Genomic DNA, 452 nt, shown 5'->3' with positions numbered 1-452 from the left:
GTGCGTTCAGCGCCTGCGCACGCGCACGGGCCTGCGCCTGCTGGTTCGCGAGCGCCGTCTCGACCACCGTCTGCGCCTGGCGCAGTTCGAGCTCGGAGCCCGTACCGTTGTCGAACTGCAGCTTGGTCAGGTCGTACGACGCCTGAGCGGACTTCAGCGTGTCCTCCGTGACCTTCAGCAGGTCGTCGGTCGACAGCAGCGTCAGGTATTGATCGGCCACCTGCGACACCAGCGAGATCTCCGACGCCTGCCGCGCATACGACGTCGACAGGTACTGCGCGAGCGCTTGATCCTTCAGGCTCTGCACGCGGCCGAACAGGTCGAGCTCCCACGACGCCGACAGCCCGACGTTGTAGGTGCGCGAGATCAACGGCCGGCCCGTCTGCGATACACCGGCCGGGAAACGCTGGATGTCGCCCGTGCCCGTACCGTCGAGCGTCGGGAACAACCCT

Annotated in this window: 1 protein-coding gene; it reads right to left on the bottom strand. The window is 67.0% G+C overall.

What is annotated here, in order from left to right:
* Window positions 1-452, bottom strand: a 452-nt coding sequence (locus U5798_RS36940; RefSeq protein WP_322084889.1) for a TolC family protein, incomplete at both ends; no start/stop codon positions are given.

The organism is Burkholderia sp. BCC1972, from assembly GCF_905339605.1.
Classification (GTDB): Bacteria; Pseudomonadota; Gammaproteobacteria; order Burkholderiales; family Burkholderiaceae; genus Burkholderia.
Note: the sequence above shows the minus strand (reverse complement) of the source record. Positions and strands in the feature narration are given on the sequence as shown.